Annotated in this window: 10 protein-coding genes; 7 read left to right on the forward strand and 3 right to left on the reverse strand. The window is 66.0% G+C overall.

Annotated features, from left to right (window positions below; translation table 11 throughout):
- The first annotated feature begins 44 nt into the window (after nucleotides 1-44).
- Nucleotides 45-6,014 (forward strand): MG2 domain-containing protein, encoded by a 5,970-nt coding sequence (locus tag ACCQ08_RS19650; RefSeq protein ID WP_373450738.1) that lies wholly within the window; start codon nucleotides 45-47, stop codon nucleotides 6,012-6,014.
- The gene (gene pbpC, locus ACCQ08_RS19655) at nucleotides 6,011-8,278 is read left to right on the forward strand and encodes a penicillin-binding protein 1C (protein ID WP_373450739.1); all 2,268 of its coding nucleotides are present in this window, start codon (nucleotides 6,011-6,013) and stop codon (nucleotides 8,276-8,278) included. The genes ACCQ08_RS19650 and pbpC overlap by 4 nt, the downstream gene beginning before the upstream one ends.
- Nucleotides 8,279-8,330: 52 nt before the next feature.
- Here the strand turns inward: pbpC and ACCQ08_RS19660 are convergent, their stop codons facing one another.
- Together ACCQ08_RS19660 and ACCQ08_RS19665 are read right to left on the reverse strand one after the other, a co-directional pair.
- A complete protein-coding gene (locus tag ACCQ08_RS19660; RefSeq protein WP_373450740.1) occupies nucleotides 8,331-8,651 on the reverse strand; it encodes a heavy metal-binding domain-containing protein in 321 nt (106 codons plus the stop codon).
- Nucleotides 8,652-8,669: 18 nt separating this feature from the next.
- Nucleotides 8,670-9,944 (reverse strand): lytic murein transglycosylase, encoded by a 1,275-nt coding sequence (locus ACCQ08_RS19665; RefSeq protein ID WP_373450741.1) that lies wholly within the window; start codon nucleotides 9,942-9,944, stop codon nucleotides 8,670-8,672.
- Nucleotides 9,945-10,141: 197 nt separating this feature from the next.
- Here ACCQ08_RS19665 and xdhA point away from each other — a divergent pair, with 197 nt between their 5' ends.
- The 4 genes from xdhA (at nucleotide 10,142) to ACCQ08_RS19685 (ending at nucleotide 16,324) form a co-directional block, all read left to right on the forward strand.
- A complete protein-coding gene (gene xdhA / locus ACCQ08_RS19670; protein WP_373450742.1) occupies nucleotides 10,142-11,743 on the forward strand; it encodes a xanthine dehydrogenase small subunit in 1,602 nt (533 codons plus the stop codon).
- A 1-nt stretch (nucleotide 11,744) separates the two neighbouring features.
- Complete coding sequence (xdhB, locus tag ACCQ08_RS19675; protein ID WP_373450743.1) at nucleotides 11,745-14,168, forward strand: xanthine dehydrogenase molybdopterin binding subunit; 2,424 nt, start codon at nucleotides 11,745-11,747, stop codon at nucleotides 14,166-14,168.
- Nucleotides 14,169-14,265: 97 nt separating this feature from the next.
- Nucleotides 14,266-15,567 carry an NCS2 family permease gene (locus ACCQ08_RS19680; protein ID WP_373450744.1) on the forward strand — a complete coding sequence of 434 codons (1,302 nt, stop codon included), beginning with the start codon at nucleotides 14,266-14,268 and terminating at the stop codon, nucleotides 15,565-15,567.
- Between the two features lie 121 nt (nucleotides 15,568-15,688).
- Nucleotides 15,689-16,324, forward strand: a complete 636-nt coding sequence (locus tag ACCQ08_RS19685) for a YbhB/YbcL family Raf kinase inhibitor-like protein (RefSeq protein WP_373450745.1) — start codon at nucleotides 15,689-15,691, stop codon at nucleotides 16,322-16,324.
- A 51-nt stretch (nucleotides 16,325-16,375) separates the two neighbouring features.
- On the opposite strand, the gene ACCQ08_RS19690 is transcribed toward ACCQ08_RS19685, so the two are convergent.
- Nucleotides 16,376-18,037, reverse strand: coding sequence for an L-lactate permease (locus ACCQ08_RS19690; protein WP_369459062.1), 1,662 nt, complete (start codon nucleotides 18,035-18,037; stop codon nucleotides 16,376-16,378).
- Nucleotides 18,038-18,565: 528 nt separating this feature from the next.
- On the opposite strand from ACCQ08_RS19690, the gene ACCQ08_RS19695 reads away from it, so the two are divergent.
- Nucleotides 18,566-19,735 carry an alpha-hydroxy acid oxidase gene (locus ACCQ08_RS19695; protein ID WP_256460954.1) on the forward strand — a complete coding sequence of 390 codons (1,170 nt, stop codon included), beginning with the start codon at nucleotides 18,566-18,568 and terminating at the stop codon, nucleotides 19,733-19,735.
- Nucleotides 19,736-19,804: the final 69 nt, after the last annotated feature.

The following is a 19,804-nucleotide window of genomic DNA, read 5'->3' on the forward strand; positions in this document are numbered from 1 at the left end:
CAGGCTAATTTTGGTACGCTCTCACCATCCTAGGGGAGAGCTCCGTGAATACAACATTACAACGCTGGCTGGCGGGCGCCGGCTGGGCTGCGCTGGGCCTGTCGGCCCATGCCACAAGCATCACATCGGTGTCACCGCAGGGCGAGGTGGCCCGGGTCCGGCAAATCGTGGTCAAGTTCGATGCGGCCGTGGTGCCGATGGGCGATCTGCGCGCGGCCGCGCCGGTCAAGCTGGACTGCGACAACAAGCAGGCCCAGAGCCAGGGCACCGGCCGCTGGACGGGGCCCCGCGAATGGGTGTTCGACCTGGCCGATGACCTGCCGCCCGGGGTGCGCTGCACCGTCGAGAAGGTCGCCAACCTCAAGGATGCCGCTGGCGAGCCCGTCAAAGGCGCGGCCAGGTACAGCTTTGGCACCGGTGGCCCGTCGGTGACGCGCATTGTTCCCGGCAGCTACCAGGCGCTGGACAGCCGCCAGTTCTTCGGCCTGCAGTTCAATGCCGATGTCGTGACCTCGACCGTAGAGGCCAGCACCTGGTGCACCGTCAAGGGCATTGGTGAGCGCATTCCGGTGCGCCTGTTGAGCGCCTCGGAGTCCGACGACTTCATGCAAAGCCAGTTTGGCCGCGATAGCTTGCAGCAGCGGCCACGCCGCCATGTGGCCCTGCAGTGCCAGCGCGCGCTGCCCGAGGGTGCGCAGATGAGCCTGGTGGTGGGCGCAGGGGTGAGCACGGACAACGGGGTCAAGCAGACCCGGGAGCGCCGCTTTGACTACCAGGTGCGCCAGCCATTCACCGCCGAGTTCAGCTGCGAGCGCGCCAATGCGCAGGCGGGCTGCCTGCCGATCCGCCCGCTCAATGTGTTTTTCAGCGCCGGGGTGGACCGCAAGCTGGCCGAAGGCGTTTTCCTCGAAACCTCCAAGGGCAAGGTCAAGCCCAGCTTTCCCGATGACGGGGATGCCGGCGAAGTCAACCGCCTGCAGTTTGCGCCGCCGTTTGCCGAGAAGGAGACGATGCGCATCGTGCTGCCCCAGGGCTTCAAGGACGAGTCCGACCGGCCGCTGGCCAATGCCAACCTGTTCCCGCTGAAAGTGCAAAGCGGCCTGATGCCGCCGCTGGCCAAGTTTGCCGCCTCGCCCTTCGGCGTGGTCGAGCGCTTTGCCGAAGGCGACAAGGGACCGGCCATGTTCCCGGTGACCTTGCGCAATGTGGAGCAGGACCTGCAGATCAAGGGCCTGTCGATCGAGGACAAGGGCACCGTCGCAACCCTGCAGCTGCAAAGCGATGCCGACATCATCCGCTGGTACCGCAAGCTGCAGCGCTATGACAACTGGCAGGTCAGCCGCAAGCAGGCGGCGCAGGACAGCAAGATCCCGCTGCCCAATGTGCTGCCCGATGGCGACAAGAACAATGTCGAAACCCGCATGCTGTCGCTGCTCGAAGGCCAGGCCGCTGGCAAGAAGCTGGCCCTGCCCAAGACCGACAGCAAGGACCCGCGCCCGTTCGAGGTGGTGGGTATTCCGCTGGAGACCGGTTTCCATGTGGTCGAGATTGCCTCGCCGATGCTGGGCGATGCGCTGCTCAACACCGACTACGACAGCGCCCGCCGCGTGATGTATGTGCGCAGCTCGGCGCTGGTGACCAACCTGGGCGTGCACTTCAAGCTCGGCCGTGAGAACGCGATGGCCTGGGTGACCAGCCTCGACAAGGGCAAGCCGGTGGCCAATGCCCAGGTGCGCATCTCCACCTGCGACGGCAAGACCCTGGTGCAGGGCACCACCGACAAGGACGGCGTGGCCCGCTTCGACAAGCTCGACACCCAGGCGCAGGTGCGCTGCGAGGGAGGCGCTGACAGCGACACCAGCTCGGCCTACTTTGTGAGCGCGCGCGCGACGGTCGATGGCAAGCAGGACATGGCCTTTGTCTGGAGCGACTGGCAGCGTGGCATCGAGAGCTGGCGCTTCAACCTGGAGACCGACAGCAGCCCCGTGCAGGATGTGGTCGCCCATACCGTGCTCGATCGCAGCCTGTTGCGCGCCGGCGAAACGGTGTCGATGAAGCACCTGATCCGCAGCCAGACCATGGGCGGCCTGGGCTTGCCCGGCAAGGAGCAGTTGCCCGACCAGGTGGTCATCACCCATGTGGGCAGCAATGACGAGTTCGAGCTGCCGCTGAGCTGGCAGCGCCCGGGCCAGGGCCTGTCGGCCGTGTCGGAGTTCAAGATTCCCAAGTCTGCCAAGCTGGGCACCTACAACATCACGCTCAAGGGCGGCAAGGGCAAGTGGGGACCGACCGAGATGCAGACCACCTCGTTCCGGGTGGAAGAGTACCGCCTGCCGGTGTTCAAGGGCAGTGTGACGCCGGACCAGCCAGCGCCCATCGTGCAACCGGGCAAGCTCGGTGCCCAGGTGCAGCTGTCCTACCTCTCGGGCGGCGCAGCGGCCAAGGAGGCCGTCAAGGTATCGGCCGCGATCCAGTCGCATGCGGTGAGCTTTGAGGACTACGACACGTTCTCGTTCGGCCGTCCCTATCTGAGCCGCAAGCTGCCCGGCGCGGGTAACGACGGAGAAGACTACAGCAATGACCGCCGTGTGATTGCCGACAAGCTGGCGCTGACCCTGGATGCCAATGGCGTGGGCAAGGCCGAGATCGCGCAGGTGCCCAGCTCCGTGGCGCCGCAGGATCTGCTGCTGGAGGCAAGCTTCTCCGACCCCAATGGCGAGGTGCAGACCATCAGCAACCACAGCGTGATCTGGCCTGCGTCGGTGGTCGCCGGCATCAAGGCCGAGAACTGGGCCTCCACCGACAAGAAGCTGAGCTTCCAGGCGCTGTCGCTGACGCCGTCGGGCAAACCCGTCTCCGGCGTCAAGCTGCAGGTGCGGGCGGTGGCGCGTATTGTCACCTCCACGCGCAAGCGCATGGTGGGCGGCTTCTACAGCTACGAGAACCATGAGAGCTACAAGGACCTGGGCGTGGTCTGCAGCGGCAAGAGCGATGCCAAGGGCCTGCTCGATTGCAGCACCCAGCTGAGCGAAGGCGGCGAGACCGAGCTGATCGCCGAGGCCACCGATGACAAGAACCGCAGCTCCAAGGCCGCGACCTCGGTCTGGGTGACCAAGCAGGGCGAGCTGTGGTTCGGCGGAGAAGACACCGACCGCATGGACCTGCTACCGGAAAAGAAATCCTACAAGGTGGGCGACACTGCGCGCTTCCAGGTGCGCATGCCCTTCCGCGAGGCAACGGCGCTGGTGACGGTGGAGCGTGAAGGCGTGCTGTCCAGCCAGGTGATCACCCTGCGCGGCGATGACCCCACGGTCAACCTGAAGGTGCAAGAGGGCTGGGGCCCGAATGTCTACGTCAGCGTGATGGCGCTGCGTGGCCGCCTGCGCGAAGTGCCCTGGTACAGCTTCTTTACCTGGGGCTTCAAGTCGCCGCGTGAATGGTGGACCTCGTTCTGGTACGAGGGCAAGGAATATGTGGCGCCCACCGCGCTGGTGGACCTGTCCAAGCCCGCCTACCGCCTGGGTGCGGCCGAGATTCGCGTCGGCATTGCCGACCGCCAGCTGGCAGTGACCGTCAAGAGCGACAAGGAAAGCTACCGCATCCGCAACACCGCCAAGGTCACGATCGAAGCCAAGCTGCCCAATGGCAAGCCGGCTGCGGGCGCGGCTGTGTCGGTGGCGGCCGTGGACCAGGCCTTGCTGGAGCTCAAGAGCAATGACACCTGGGCGCTGCTCGAAGCCATGTACCAAAAGCGTTCCTGGGGTGTGGAGACCTCCACCGCCCAGATGGAAATCATCGGCCGGCGCCACTACGGCCGCAAGGCGGTGGCGGCAGGCGGCGGCGGTGGCAATGGCCAGACGCGCGAGCTGCTCGACACCCTGCTGCTGTGGCAGCCCAATGTGGTGCTGGATGCGAATGGCCGCGCCGAAGTGGATGTGCCGCTCAACGACGCCCTCACCAGCTTCAAGATCGTCGCCGTGGCCGAGAGCGGGCTGGAGCTGTTTGGCACCGGCACCACCCAGATCCGCACCACGCAGGAGCTGCAGATCATCAGCGGCCTGCCGCCGCTGGTGCGCGATGGCGACCGCTATGACGCCCAGGTCACCCTGCGCAACACCACCAGCAAGCCCATGCAGGTGCTGGTGACCCCCAAGGCCACGTTGCTGCAGCTGGAGCCGCAGACGGTGGAAGTGGCGGCCAACGAGGCCCGCACCGTGAGCTGGAGCGTGACGGCACCTGCCGACATGTCGCAAAGCCGCCAGGGCGAGCTGCTCTGGGAGATCAGCGCCAAGGACAAGCAGGGCGATGCCGCCGATGCGCTCAAGGTCAGCCAGCGGGTGGTGCCCGCCGTGGCGGTGGAGACCCTGCAGGCCACGTTGCTGCAGCTCGATGGCAGTCTGGATATGCCGGTGAGTGCACCGGCCGATGCCTTGCCCGGCCGTGGCGGCCTGAAGCTGTCGCTGGTGCCGCGCCTGGCAGAAGGCCTGCCCGGTGTGCGTGACTGGTGGCGTGCCTACCCTTACGCCTGCCTGGAGCAGACCACGAGCAAATCCATCGGCATGCAGGATGCAGCGCTGTGGAAGAGCACGATGGAACGCCTGCCTACCTATCTGGATGGCGATGGCCTGGCCAACTACTTCTCGCCGCAACCGGGCAGCAGCAACACCGGCAGCGATGCGCTGACCGCCCACCTGCTGCAGGCCGCTTTCGAGATGAAGCGCATTGATCCGGCCTTCGCGATCCCCGCCGCGCCGCTGGGCCGCATGCAGGACGCCCTGGCCCGCTTCATCGATGGCCGCATCGAGCGCAAGTTCTGGAGCCCGCGCTCCGACCTGGAAGTGCGCAAGCTCGCTGCCATCAACGCGTTGGCGCTGTATGGCAAGGCGCAGCCGCGCATGCTGACCAGCATCCAGATTGCGCCTAACGACTGGCCCACCCAGACGGTGGTGGACTGGCTGTCCATCCTGGGCCACATGAAGGATGTGCCTAACCGCAGCAAGCTGCTCGAAGAGGCCAACCAGATCCTGCGTGCGCGCCTGAGCTACCAGGGCACCAAGGTGCTGTTCGCCAACGAGAACAACGACTACTGGTGGTGGCTGATGCAAAACGGTGACACCACCCTGGCGCGCTTCCTGCTGGTGGTGATGGACGATCCGGCCTGGAAGGACGACATGCCGCGCCTGGCCAGCAGCTTCATCAGCCGCCAAAAGAGCGGTGCCTGGACGACGACCACGGCCAACCTCTGGGGCGCACTGGCGCTGGAGCGCTTCTCGCGCACCTATGAATCCACGCCGGTGACCGGCACGACCGAGGCCAGCATGGCCGGCAAGTCCGGCACCGTGGACTGGAGCCGCGTGACCAAGGCGCAGGACGCCATCGAGCTGCTGGCGCAGGGCGGCAAGCGCACGCCCGGCCCGACCGAGCAGGTCGCGCAGTGGTTGAACAACACCATTGACCTGCCTTGGGCCAGTGGCAACCAGAGCCTGAAGGTGCAGCAAAAGGGCACCGGCAAGCCCTGGTTGACGGTGCAGTCGCAGGCGGCCGTGCCGCTCAAGCAGCCGCTGTCGGCCGGCTACACCATCAGCAAGACCGTGGTGGCCGTGGAGCAGGCCAACAAGAACCTGCCCGCTGGCCAGTACACCCGGGGCGATGTGCTGCGTGTGACCCTGGAGGTGAATGCCAGCGCCAACATGACCTGGGTGGCGATCACCGATCCGATTCCGGGCGGCGCCACCATCCTGGGTAGCGGCCTGGGCCGGGACTCGGCGCTGTCCACCGCCGGCGAGAAATCGACCGGCTGGGGCTGGAAGGCGTTCGAGGAGCGCTCGTTCGAGAGCTACCGCGCCTACTACGGCTACCTGCCGCAGGGCAAGCTCAGCCTGCAGTACAGCTACCGCGTCAACAACACCGGTGAGTTTGCGCTGCCATCGACCCGCGTCGAGGCGCTGTATGCGCCCGAGATGTTCGGCATGGCACCCAATCCGAAGGTGACGGTTGTGCCTGTGGCGCCATGAGGCTGCGCGCAATAACCCGCTGGCGGCTGCTGGCCCTGGCCTGCCTGGTGCATGCACCACTGGCCCAGGCTGTGCCCAGCTTTGGCGAGGTGCGCCAGGACTTCAGCTCGTCGGAGACGCGGGTGCTGTCACGCGAAGGCGAGTTGCTGCAGAGGGTGCGCACCGACAGCACGGTGCGCCGGGGCGACTGGGTGGCGCTGGGCGATGTATCGGCCGCGTTGCGCACCGCCATGCTGCTGAGCGAGGACAAGCGTTTTTACGAGCACAGCGGCGTGGACTGGGCGGCGGTGACCGCTGCGGCCTGGGGCAATCTCTGGAACCAGCGCACGCGTGGGGCCAGCACCATCAGCATGCAGCTGGCGGGCTTGCTCGACGGCGACTGGCGGCGCAGCAATGGTGGCCGCTCGGTGGTGCAAAAGGTCGGCCAGACGGTGGCCGCCCAGGTGCTGGACCGGCGCTGGCAGAAGACCCAGATCCTGGAGGCCTACCTGAACCTGGTGCCTTTCCGGGGCGAGCTGGTGGGCATTGATGCGCTGTCACGCACCCTGTTCGACAAGGCCCCCCATGGGCTGGATGACCGTGAGGCGGCGGTGGCCGCCGCGCTGGTGCGCGCGCCCAATGCGCGGCCCAGTCAGGTGGGCCAGCGCGCCTGCGGCGTGCTCAGGGAGATGCGGCGTGATCCCAAGGTGGACTGCGAAGCGATCGTGTTCTTCACCGAGATCGCGCTGAAAAAGCGCGCCTTTGATGCCAGCGAAGGCATTGCGCCGCACTTCAGCCGCATTGCACTGCGCGAGGCACGGCAACGCGCAGATGGAAAAACCCAGCCGGCGGCCATGGCCAGCCTGCGCACTACCTTGAGTGCGCCGCTGCAGCGCTATGCGGTCGATATTCTGGGCCAGCACCTGCAGGCGTTGCGCAGCAGCAATGTGCAAGATGGCGCTGTGCTGGTGCTAGACAACGCCAGCGGCGAGGTGCTGGCCTGGGTGGGCTCATCGGGCGCACTGAGCCAGGCCCATGCGGTGGATGCGGTGCTGGCGCCGCGCCAGCCGGGCTCCACCCTCAAGCCCTTTCTCTATGGCCAGGCGATTGCCGAGCGCAAGCTCACCGCTGCGTCCTTGATCGAGGATTCGCCGGCCCGCATTCCGACGGCCAGCGGCCTCTACATTCCGCAGAACTACGACCGCAGCTTCAAGGGCTGGGTGTCGGTGCGCACGGCGCTGGGCGCGTCGCTCAATGTGCCGGCGGTACGCACCCTGGTGATGGTGGGTGTCGACGACTTCTTTGACCAGCTGGTGCGCCTGGGCATGCCGATGCGCGAGAGCGGCAGCTATTTTGGCTACAGCCTGGCGCTGGGCAGCCCCGACATTCCGCTGGTGCAGCTGACCAATGCCTACCGCGCACTGGCCAATGGCGGGCGCTACAGCCCGGTGGCCTATGCGCGTGGCGGCAAGCCGCAGTTCCGCCAGGCGATGGATGCGGGCGCCGCCTATGTGGTGGGCGATATGCTGGCCGATGGCAATGCCCGCGTGCGCACCTTTGGGCTGGACAGCGTGCTGGGCACCCGCAGCTGGGCGGCGGTGAAAACCGGCACCAGCAAGGACATGCGCGACAACTGGGCAGTCGGCTGGTCCGACCGCTACACGGTCGGCGTCTGGGTGGGCAATGCCAGTGGCGAAGCCATGCACTCGGTCAGCGGCACCAGCGGTGCGGCGCCGGTCTGGGCCAGCATCATGGCCTTTTTGCACCAGGGCCAGCCCAGCCGCGCGCCCAAGCCGCCGCCCGGGCTGCATGAGCAATGGGTGGATTTTGGCCCTGCACCGGCGGGCCAATCGGGCGCCGGCTTTGCGCTGGAGGCGCGGCGTGAGGAGTGGTTCCTGGCCGGCACCGGGCAGTCCCGCTTTGCGCTGGATGGCCAGGCGACCGGGGTCGACGAGATGGTGGGCGGCCGCAGCTTTGCCGGGCGGCCCACCGAGGCCCGTGGCGCCGATGCACCTGCTGCGGTGCGCATTCTGGCCCCCGCGAACGGCACGATTGTCGCGGTGGACCCGGACATTCCACCCGACCGCCAGCGCCTGCAGTTTGTCGCCGATTCGGCCGCTGCACGCTGGCGCATCGATGGCAAGGATGTCGCGCGCGGCGCGCGCTGGGCCTGGCTGCCCTGGCCGGGGCGCCACCAGGTGGAGCTGGTCAATGCGCAGGGCGAGGTGCTGGACAGCATCCGCCTGGAAGTGCGCGGCGCCGGTGTCAAACAGGCCAAGCGCTGAGCAGGGGCTGCAGCCATCCGCGAGGGGGCTGCAGCAATACCGGCAGGGGCTTTTAGTCGACGACGACCGCGGTGCCGCTGGCTGACACCATCAGCATGCCGTTGTCCTTGCCCAGCACTTCATAGTCCAAGTCGATGCCGACGACGGCATTGGCACCCAGCGCCTTGGCGCGCTCCTGCAACTCGGCCAGCGCAATGTCTCTGGCCTTTTGCAGCTCTTTCTCGTAGGTGCCCGAGCGGCCGCCAACAATGTCGCGGATGCCGGCAAACCAGTCCTTGAAAAAGTTGGCGCCCAGGATAGCCTCGCCATTGACGATGCCGCAGTAGCGGCTGATGCGCTTGTCTTCAACGCTGGGGGTGGTCGTGACAATCATGGTGTGACTCCAGCGCTATCAGTTGCCGAGCGCGCGCAGCAGCTTTTGGCCAGCGCGGCCATCGGCCTTCATGCCCAGGCGGTTTTGCTCGGCCTTGATGGCCTCGCGCGTCTTGGCGCCGATCATTCCATCGGGCTCGCCAATCGCATAGCCACGGGTCAGCAGCGCCTGCTGCAGCTCCTTGTTCTGCGCGCGTGACAGGCCCAGATCATCGGTCGGCCAGGGGGTGACAAAGCTGATCCGGCTTTGTTGGCTGTCGGCCACCAGGTTGGACAGCTGCGCAATGGCCAGGCCATAGTTTTCCGAGGCGTTGTAGCTGTAGAGCGCATCAAAATTGCGCCCCACCAGGAAGGCTGGGCCACCGGCGGCGGGAATCATGAGGCCGGCCGATGGCAGCGAATCCGGCAGCGGATCGCCATTGGCCAAGGTGACGCCAGCCGAGCGCCAGAAATCCAGCGGCTTCTTGTTCTTGCGGCCGGCATCGGCGGTGCTGAAACCGCTGGGTAGCTTGACCTCAAAGCCCCAAGGCTGGCCCGGGCGGTAGCCGGCGTTCTTCAGGAACATGGCGGTCGAGGCCAGTGCATCGGGCACACTGTCGACGATGTCGCGGCGGCCATCGCCGTCAAAGTCCACCGCGCTGCGGAAGAAGGTCGAGGGCATGAACTGGGTCTGGCCAAAGGCGCCGGCCCAGGAGCCCACCAGCTTGGACTCGGCAATATGGCCTTCTTGCAGAATGCGCAGCGCACTGGCGAACTCGCCGCGGAAATAGGCCTGGCGGCGGCCAAAGCACGACAAGGTGCCCAGCGACTGCACCAGCGAGCGCCCGCCCAGGTTCTGGCCGAAGTTGCTCTCCACACCCCAGACGCCGATGACGATCTGCGGGGAGACCCCGGTGCTCTGTTCGATCTTGTCCAAGGTGTCCTTCCACTTGGCATAGGCGGCGCGGCCTTCGGCCACGCGCTGCTCGTCGACCAGCACGGCGATGTAGTCCCAGACGGGCATCGTGAACTCCGGCTGGCGGTTGAGCAGCGGCAGCACCGTGGCATCGGGCTGGAGCTGGGCGGTGTACTGGTGGAAGGTGGCGGGGGTGATCGCGGCAAAGGCCTTGCTGCTGCGCAGCTCGCTGAGGCAGGACTGGAACTCGGCCTGGCTCAGGTTCGGCGGCTCTTGCGGCGCGCTGGTCTGGGCAAATACGGCGCAGGCGGCAAGGCCCAGGCTGACGGCGGTGGCGAGCTGGCGCATCGCAGGGTGGGGGCGGCGGAACATCATCCAGGCAATATACCTGCTTGCCATGGCCGCAGCCCTGGTAAACCCGCAAGTCACGACCATTGCTTACGTTTTTGGCGGGCGCAAGATGCGGGTAAACCCAAAAATATATGCGCTGCACCATAGCGCCTATCGCTGGCTTGTTATGGCTGGCGCTGCGCGGCACACTACGCTTGTACACAGTTTTGAAGACCCGGCGCGGCAATGCGCGACCGGGCCCCACCATGAGCCCCATGACCGCCCCACAAGCCATCCGTTTCTACCACCAAGGCCGTATCACCGAAGTTGAAGGCCTGGCCCCCACGCGCAGTGTGCTGGACTGGCTGCGCGAGGACGCGCGCTGCACCGGCACCAAAGAAGGCTGCAACGAAGGCGATTGCGGTGCCTGCACGGTGATGCTGGCCGAGCTGGCGGAGCCGGGTGATCCGCAGGCCGTGCAAGGCCTCAAGCTGCAGACCGTCAATGCCTGCATCCAGCTGCTGCCCAGCCTGCATGGCAAGGCGCTGTTCACGGTGGAAGACCTCAAGACCAGCTGCCGACCCAAGGAGGCTGGCCAGCCCGGCAACGCGCTGCACCCGGTGCAACAGGCCATGGTGGACTGCCACGGCTCGCAATGCGGCTTTTGCACGCCCGGTTTTGTGGTGTCGCTGTGGTCCGTCTATGAGCAGCAGCAAGCGCACCCAGGCCCTGCACCCACCCGCCAGCAGCTGGCCGATGCGCTGTCCGGCAACCTCTGCCGCTGCACCGGCTACCGGCCCATTCTGGATGCCGGCCAGCAGATGCTGGACCTGCCCGCCCGCCAGCTGGATGCGGCGCCCGTGGTGTCGGCCCTGCAGGCGCTGCGCAGCGATGCCGACTGGAGCTATGCCTACAGCCCCAGCGGCGGCCAGCCCCAGCACTTCCATGCGCCGGCCAGCATAGCCAGCCTGGCGCAGTTGCGCGCCGCGCTGCCCGATGCCCGCATGATCGGAGGCACCACCGATGTGGCCTTGTGGATCAACAAGCAGTTCCGGCCGCTGGGCGATTTGATTGCCGTCGGGCGGGTCGCGGAGCTGCGCCGCATCGAAGAGCGCGATGGCATGCTCTGCATCGGCGCCGGTGCCTCGCTGGAATCGGCCTGGGCCGCACTGGCCCAGCGCTTTCCGCCGCTGACGGAGGTCTGGCTGCGCTTTGCATCGCCGCCGGTGCGCCATGCCGGCACCATGGGCGGCAATGTGGCCAATGGCTCGCCGATTGGCGATGCCCCGCCGGTGCTGATGGCGCTGGATGCCGAGATCGAACTGCGCCTGGGTGAGCGCCTGCGGCGCATGCCACTGACCGACTTCTACCTGGACTACATGAAGAACCAGCTGGAGCCCGGCGAGTGGGTGCAAGGCCTGCGCGTGCCATTGGCGGTGCAGGCGCGCCAGGTGCGGGCCTACAAGATCAGCAAGCGCTTTGACTGTGACATCTCGGCGCTGTGCGCCGGCTTTTCGCTGCAGCTCGATGCCCAGGGCCAGGTGGAGACCGTGCGCCTGGCCTTTGGCGGCATGGCGGCCACCGTGCGGCGCGCCGCCAAGGCCGAGGCCGCACTGCTGGGCCAGGCCTGGACGGCGCAGGCTGTGCAGCGCGCCCAGGCCGCGCTGGCCGAGGATTTTCAACCGATGACCGATATGCGGGCGAGCGCGGCCTACCGCCTCAAGGTGGCGCAGAACCTGCTGCAGCGCCTGTGGCTGGAGACCCGGGCCGACGCCCCGCTGACTGCCGATGCCACCAGCGTCTGGGCAGCGATGCCGCACCTCGTCAGCAGCGCCCCAGCCCCGCAGGCCGCAGCCACCGGAGCCTGATATGAACACCTCGATCCCCAAGCATGTACTGGCCGGCGCCGAAGCCTTTGCCGGTTACCGCGACAACCACAAGGCGCGCATCGATGTGGCGCAGGAAGCCCGGGCGCGCCAGCAGGGCCACCAGGTCGGCATCAGCCGCAGCCATGAATCGGCGCCTTTGCATGTGGCTGGCGAAGCCGCCTACATTGACGATATGCCCGAGCTGGCCGGCAGCCTGCACTGCGCGCTGGGCTTGTCGCCCGTGGCCCATGGCCGGCTGCTGTCGCTGGACCTGGACGCGCTGCGTGCGCAGCCCGGGGTGGTGGCGGTGCTGACGGCCGCCGATATTCCCGGCGTCAATGACTGCGGCTCCATCATCCATGACGACCCCATCCTCTGCGATGGCGAGATCCGCTACCTGGGCCAGCCGATGTTTGCGGTGCTGGCCGCCGACCGGTACACCGCGCGGCGCGTGGCCGCGATGGCGCGCAAGCTGGCCACGGTGGAAGAGGCCGAGCCGGTGCTGACGCCGCAGCAGGCCCATGCACTGGGCCAGTATGTGATGCCACCGATGCAGCTGGTGCGCGAGACCGATGCCGGCGGCGCCAGCCAGGCCATCGCCCAGGCTCCGCACCGGCTGCAGGGCAGCTGGGAAGTGGGCGGCCAGGAGCAGTTCTACCTCGAAGGCCAGATCAGCTACGCGATCCCCAAGGAGGGGGGCGCGATGCATGTGTTCTGCTCCACCCAGCACCCCAGCGAGATGCAGCACCTGGTGGCCCATGCGCTGGGGGTTCAGGCCCATGCGGTGCATGTCGAATGCCGGCGCATGGGCGGCGGCTTTGGCGGCAAGGAATCGCAATCGGCGCTGTTTGCCTGCGTGGCTGCGGTGGCGGCGCGCAAGCTGGGCCGGCCCGTCAAACTGCGGCTGGACCGCGACGATGACTTCATGGTCACCGGACGGCGCCATTGCTTCTGGTACGAGTACGACATCGGCTATGACGATGCCGGCCGCATCCTGGGGGCCGAGGTGACCATGGTGTCGCGCGCCGGGCATTCGGCCGATCTGTCGGCGCCGGTGATGACCCGCGCGCTGTGCCATTTCGACAATGCCTACTGGCTGCCCAATGTGCGCATGCGCGGCTTCATGGGCAAAACCAATACGCAGAGCAATACCGCATTTCGCGGCTTTGGCGGGCCGCAGGGCGCGATCGTGATGGAGAACATCATGGACTCCATCGCGCGGCAGCTGGGCAAGGATGCGCTCGATGTGCGCCGCGCCAACTTCTATGCCAAGGACAGCGGGCAGTGCACGCCCTATGGCCAGGAGGTGGACGACAACATCATCGACGAGCTGGTCGCGCAGCTGGAGGCGCGCAGCGACTACCGGGCCCGGCGCGCGCAGGTCGATGCCTTCAATGCCAGCAGCCCGGTGCTCAAGCGCGGCCTGGCGCTGACGCCGGTCAAGTTCGGCATCTCGTTCAACGTCAAGCATTTCAACCAGGCTGGCGCACTGGTCCATGTCTACAACGATGGCTCCATCCTGGTCAACCATGGCGGCACCGAGATGGGCCAGGGCCTGAACACCAAGGTGGCCCAGGTGGTGGCGCATGAGCTGGGCGTGGCTTTTGAGCGGGTGCGGGTGACGGCCACCGACACGACCAAGGTGGCCAACACCTCGGCCACTGCCGCATCGACCGGCACCGACCTGAACGGCAAGGCCGCGCAGGACGCGGCGCGCCAGATTCGCGAGCGCCTGGCCGCCTGCCTGGCGGCCCGGCATGGGGCAGACCCGGCATCGGTACGCTTTGTCAATGACGAGGTGCATTGCGCGGGCCAGACCCTGCGTTTTGAGGCCCTGGTCAAACAGGCCTATCTGGAGCGGGTACAGCTCTGGTCCGATGGTTTCTATGCGACGCCCGGGCTGTCCTGGGATGGCGCGGCGATGCGTGGCCGGCCTTTCTTCTACTTTGCCTACGGCGCAGCCGTCAGCGAGGTGGTGGTGGACACCTTGACTGGCGAGAGCAAGCTGCTGCGCGCCGATGTGATCCATGATGTGGGCCAGTCGCTGAACCCGGCCGTGGACATCGGCCAGGTCGAAGGCGCCTTTATCCAGGGCATGGGCTGGCTCACGATGGAGCAGCTGGTCTGGCACCCCAAGACCGGTGCCTTGATGACGCATGCCCCCAGCACCTACAAGATCCCGACCGCCAACGACTGCCCGCCGGTGCTGAACGTGCAACTGTTCGACGGTGCCAACCCGCACGAGACCATCCACCGCAGTAAGGCGGTGGGCGAGCCGCCGCTGCTGCTGCCGTTCTCGGTGCTGTTTGCGATACGCGATGCGGTGGCCGCGACCGGCGCGCCCGGCTGTTGCCCGCCGCTGCGGGCACCGGCCACGGCCGAGGCGATGCTGGACGCCATCGCGGCCGTGCAGGCAGGGCTTTGACGGCGGTGTCCGGCAGGTTGCGCCCGCAACTGCGATACTCGCCGCCTTCGATCTGAAACAGCTTCCATTGAACGATGCATAACCACAAGGAGCAGCCATGAGTGTGCTGGATAACTATTTCAAGCTGGGTGAGCATGGCACGACGGTACGGACCGAAGTGCTGGCGGGGCTCACGACCTTTCTCACCATGGCCTACATCATGTTCGTCAATCCCTCCATCCTGGGGGATGCGGGCATGCCCAAGGGATCGGTGTTTGTCGCCACCTGCCTGATCGCGGCGCTGGGCTCGGTGCTGATGGGCCTGTATGCGAACTACCCGATTGCGATTGCGCCCGGCATGGGGCTGAACGCCTACTTCGCCTATGTGGTGGTGCTGGGCATGGGCTATACCTGGCAGGCGGCGCTGGGGGCGGTCTTCGTCTCCGGGTGCCTGTTCCTGCTGGTGACCATCTTTCGCATACGCGATCAGATCATCAACGGCATACCGGCCTCCATCCGCGTGGCCATCACCGTGGGTATCGGTCTGTTTCTGGCGCTGATTGCGCTCAAGAGCGCCGGCGTGGTGGTGGAATCCAAGGCCACCCTGGTGACCCTGGGTGATCTGCATTCGCCGTCGGTGATCCTGTTCACCTTGGGCTTTTTCCTGATCGTCGTGCTGGACCGCCTGCGCGTGCCCGGCGCCATCCTGATCGGCATCCTGGCGGTGACGGTGGCCTCGTTCATCTTTGGCGGCAACCAGTTCCAAGGGGTGTTCTCGGCTCCGCCGTCGATTGCGCCGACCTTCCTGCAGCTCGATATCAAGACCGCGCTGTCCAGTGGTTTTCTGAACGTGGTGCTGGTGTTCTTCCTGGTCGATCTGTTCGATGCCACCGGCACCCTGATGGGTGTGGCCAAGCGCGCAGGCCTGTTGGTGCCCGGCAAGATGGAGCGCTTTCACCGCTCGCTGCTGGCCGACAGTGGCGCGATCTTTGCCGGCTCGCTGCTGGGCACCTCCAGCGCAACCGCCTATGTCGAGAGCGCATCGGGCGTGCAGGCCGGTGGCCGCACGGGCCTGACCGCCGTGACGGTGGCCGTGCTGTTCCTGGCCTGCTTGTTCATCGCGCCGCTGGCCGGCTCGGTGCCCGCTTACGCCACCGCGCCCGCGCTGCTGTTTGTGGCCTGTCTGATGCTCAAGGAGCTGACCGAGGTCGACTGGGCCGACACCACCGAGGCCATTCCCGCCGCCATCACTGCGGTGATGATGCCCTTTACCTACTCGATCGCCAACGGCCTGGCCTTTGGCTTCATCTCCTACGCCGCCATCAAGCTGTTCACCGGCCGGGCCCGCGAGGTGCACTGGATGGTCTGGATCATTGCGGCGCTGTTCCTGTTCAAGTTCGCCTATATCGGCGGGCATTGAGCCTCGCCTGTCAGAGGCCGCCTGACTGACAGCTGCGCGGCAGCAACCTAGAATTTGCCAAAGTGTCCCGGCCCCGGCCGAGGCCCTTTGGCTTTTTTCATACCCGCAAAGGATTTATCAGATGCAGCTCAGCAGCCACAGCTTTCAAGACGGCCAGGCCATTCCTGGCGAGTTCGCTTTTGCGGTGCCCGACGCCACCGCCCATGTCCTGCTGTCGTCCAACCGCAACCCGCACCTGGCCTGGCGCGATGTGCCCGCCGGCACCCAGTCCTTTGTCATCGTCTGCCATGACCCGGATGTGCCCAGCCGGGGCGATGATGTGAACCAGGAGGGCCGCACCGTGCCAGCCGATCTGCCACGGGTCGATTTCTACCACTGGCTGCTGCTGGACATTCCAGCCACCACCACCGAGATCGCCGCTGGTGCGCAGTCGGACGGCATCACCGCCCATGGCAAGCCCGGCCCCGCTGCGCCCCAGGGCCTGCGCCATGGCATCAACGACTACACCGGCTGGTTTGCCGAGGATGCGCAGATGCAAGGCGAGTACTACGGCTATGACGGCCCCTGCCCACCGTGGAACGACAGCCTGGTGCACCACTATGTGTTCACCGTCTATGCGCTGGCCACGCCGACCTTGGCCATCGAGGGCGAACTGACCGGCGCCCGGGTGCGCGCGGCCTTGGCCCAGGCCTCCGTGCTGGGCCAGGCCAGCATCACCGGCTTGTACAGCCTCAACCCTGCGGTGCCTGCCGTTTAACGGACCGGTTGCGGTGAACGGGGCTCCTTAGCGAGCCCCGTTTTGTTGACCTTACTTCACCACCATCAACGTGAAGGGGTAGACATAGGCCTGCAAGGTGACAAAGATGCCCACCAAGGTCGCGAGAGCCACCGAGTGGAAGAACACATAGCGCAGGATGTCGCCCTCATGGTTGAACCAGCGCGTGGCGGTGGAGGCCACGACGATGGACTGGGCATCGATCATCTTGCCCATCACGCCGCCCGAGCTGTTGGCCGCGCCCATCAGGTTGGGCGACAGGCCCAGCTGCTCGGCAGCGACCTTCTGCATGCCGCCAAACAGCACGTTCGACGCGGTGTCCGAACCGGTCAGCGCCACGCCCAGCCAGCCCATCATCGTGCCAAAGAAGGGGTAGAGCACACCGGTGTTCGCAAAGGCCAGGCCCAAGGTGGTGTCGGTGCCGGAGTAGCGGGTGAGGGTGCCCAGCGCCAGCATCAGCACAATGGTCAGCAGCGAAAAACGCACCAGCCAGATCGTCTTGAAGAACTGCTTGATGAGGCCCAATGGGCTGTACTTCATCACCAGGCCGCCGACGATGGCCGACAGCAGAATGCCGGTGCCGGTGGCCGACAGCAGGTTGAGCACATAGACCGCGCCTTCCTTGGTCGGCTGGGGCACGACGGGCGGCACCTTCTCGATCATGTTGTGCAGGCCGGTCATCGGGAACGACGGTGCAAACAGGCCGTTGAGCGCGGCCTTGACCGACGGCAGGCCCCAGATGAACACGAACACGGTCAGGATGGCCCAGGGCGTCCAGGCGCGGATCACATCGGCGCGGGCATGTGCCACCACGGCACGTGGCTGGGCCGTGGTGTCTTCGCTGGTGTCGCGGCCCTTGAGCGAGGTGCTGCGCCAGATGGTCCTGGGCTGCCACACGCGCAGAAAGCCGATCAGGCAGCCCATCGAGACGATGGCGGCAATGATGTCGACCAGCTCCGGACCGATGAAGTTGGACACCAGGTACTGCGGGATCGCAAACGACAGGCCGGTGACCAGGATGGCCGGCCAGATCTCCATCATCGCCTTGCGGCCGGCAAAGGCCCAGATCAGCCAGAAGGGCACCAGCACCGAGAAAAACGGCAGCTGGCGGCCCACCATCGCGGTGACCTCCATCACGTCATAGCCATGGACCTTGGCCAAGGTGATCACCGGCGTGCCCAGCGCACCGAAGGCGACGGGCGCGGTATTGGCAATCAGCGACAGGCCCGAGGCGGCCAGCGGCGAAAAGCCCAGGCCGATCAGGATCGCCGCCGTGACCGCCACCGGCGTGCCAAAGCCCGCCGCACCTTCGAAAAAGGCGCCAAAGGCAAAGGCGATCAGCAGCAGCTGGATGCGCCGGTCCTCGGTGATGCCGGCAATCGAGTCCTGCAGGATCTTGAAGCTGCCGTTCTGCTCGGTCAGCTGGTGCAGAAAGATGATGTTCAGCACGATCCAGCCAATGGGCAGCAGCCCCGTGAGGCCCCCAAAGACCGCTGCGCGGCCGGCCATATCGGCCGGCATGCCATAGACCACGATGGCAATGAGCAAGGCACAGACCAGGCCGGCGCCGGCCGCGATATGGGCTTTGAGGTGCAAGAAGCCCAGCCCGACGAGCATGACGACCACCGGCAGCGCCGCCAGCAGGGTGGAGAGCACCATATTGCCCACCGGGTTGTAGATCTGTTGCCAAACCATGCCTGACTCCTCGTTGTAGCGCAGCGCAAGCGCCGGCGGATGGTCGGGCTATAGACTGCAGTTATGACTGAGAACCTGCTTGTGATCTCCTCGCGCCGCGACAGTGGCTTTGCGGGATGGGATGCGAGGCGCAACACCGCAGCAATAGCCGCGCTATTGCGAGGATTTGCAACAACGCAGACCGCCCGCAAAACCACTGTCCCGAAGGGTTGGAGTGAAATCGGGCGATTTCTGCGCGCTGGCCCTTGCTTGCACCCCGGAGCAAGCTGCGGACCATCGCTTCGAACTCATCCCGATTGCACTCCAACGCGGCTGCGTAGAGATCGCAAGCAGGTTCTATACACCTGGATGGATAGAACATCGACATAATGTCGGCCTAACTGTTTGCCTGCAGTCCTGTAAAACCCGTAGTCCACACGCCTATGACGGCGGCTGTGCCCCCTGGGCGACAGGGACGCAGCGAAGGGCGCGTTACACAGTGGCCTGGCCGCCAGCGCCGCTGCAGTGGCTTGATAACAAGGAAGATTTGTGGCTGATTTATCCAAAATCACATGTATTGAAGATTTGCGCGTGCTGGCTGAAAAGCGCGTGCCCCGGATGTTTTACGACTATGCGGACTCGGGCTCCTACACCCAGGGCACCTACCGGGACAACGAGGCAGCATTCCACAAGATCAAGCTGCGCCAGCGTGTGGCCGTCAATATGGAAGGCCGCAGCACGCGCAGCACGATGGTGGGGCAGGAGGTCAGCATGCCGGTGGCCATGGCGCCGACGGGCCTCACCGGCATGCAGCATGCCGATGGCGAGATCCTGGCGGCCCGCGCGGCCAAGGCCTTTGGCATTCCGTTCACCCTGTCGACGATGAGCATCTGCTCGCTCGAAGATGTGGCCGAGCACACCGGCCGCCACCCGTTCTGGTTCCAGCTCTATGTGATGCGCGACCGGGGCTTCATGGAGCGCCTGATCGACCGGGCCAAGGCGGCGAACTGTTCGGCCTTGCAGCTCACCCTGGATCTGCAGATCCTGGGCCAGCGCCACAAGGACATCAAGAACGGCCTGTCCACCCCGCCCAAGCCCACCTTGAAGAACCTCCTCAACCTGGCGACCAAGCCGCGCTGGTGCATGGGCATGCTCGGCACCAAGCGCCGCACCTTTGGCAATATCGTCGGCCATGTCGATGGCGTGGCCGATGTGAGTTCGCTGTCGTCCTGGACGGCTGACCAGTTTGACCCCTGCCTGAACTGGGGCGATGTGGAGTGGATCAAGAAACGCTGGGGCGGCAAGCTGATCCTCAAGGGCGTGATGGAAGCCGAGGATGCGCGGCTGGCTGCAGAGACCGGCGCGGACGCGCTGATCGTCAGCAACCACGGGGGCCGCCAGCTCGATGGCGCACCGGCGACCATCGATGCACTGCCATCGATCGTGCAGGCTGCCGGCAAGGACATCGAGGTCTGGCTGGACAGCGGTATCCGCAGTGGCCAGGATGTCCTCAAGGCCCGCGCGCTGGGTGCCCAGGGCACGTTGATCGGCCGCAGCTTTCTGTACGGCCTGGGTGCCTATGGCCAGGAAGGGGTGACGCGCGCGCTGCAGATCATCCACAAGGAGCTGGATGTGTCGATGGCCTTCTGCGGCCACACCAACATCAACAACGTGGACCAGCGGATTCTGGTGCCCGGCACCTATCCCCAGCCTTATTGAGTGAGGCAGGAGCAGGCCGGGTGCTGGCCCCTCTTGATGCCGCAGGCTCGCATCGCCAAATGCAGGCGC

This window comes from Comamonas sp. SY3 (assembly GCF_041730275.1).
In the GTDB taxonomy this organism is placed as follows: domain Bacteria; phylum Pseudomonadota; class Gammaproteobacteria; order Burkholderiales; family Burkholderiaceae_C; genus Comamonas; species Comamonas sediminis.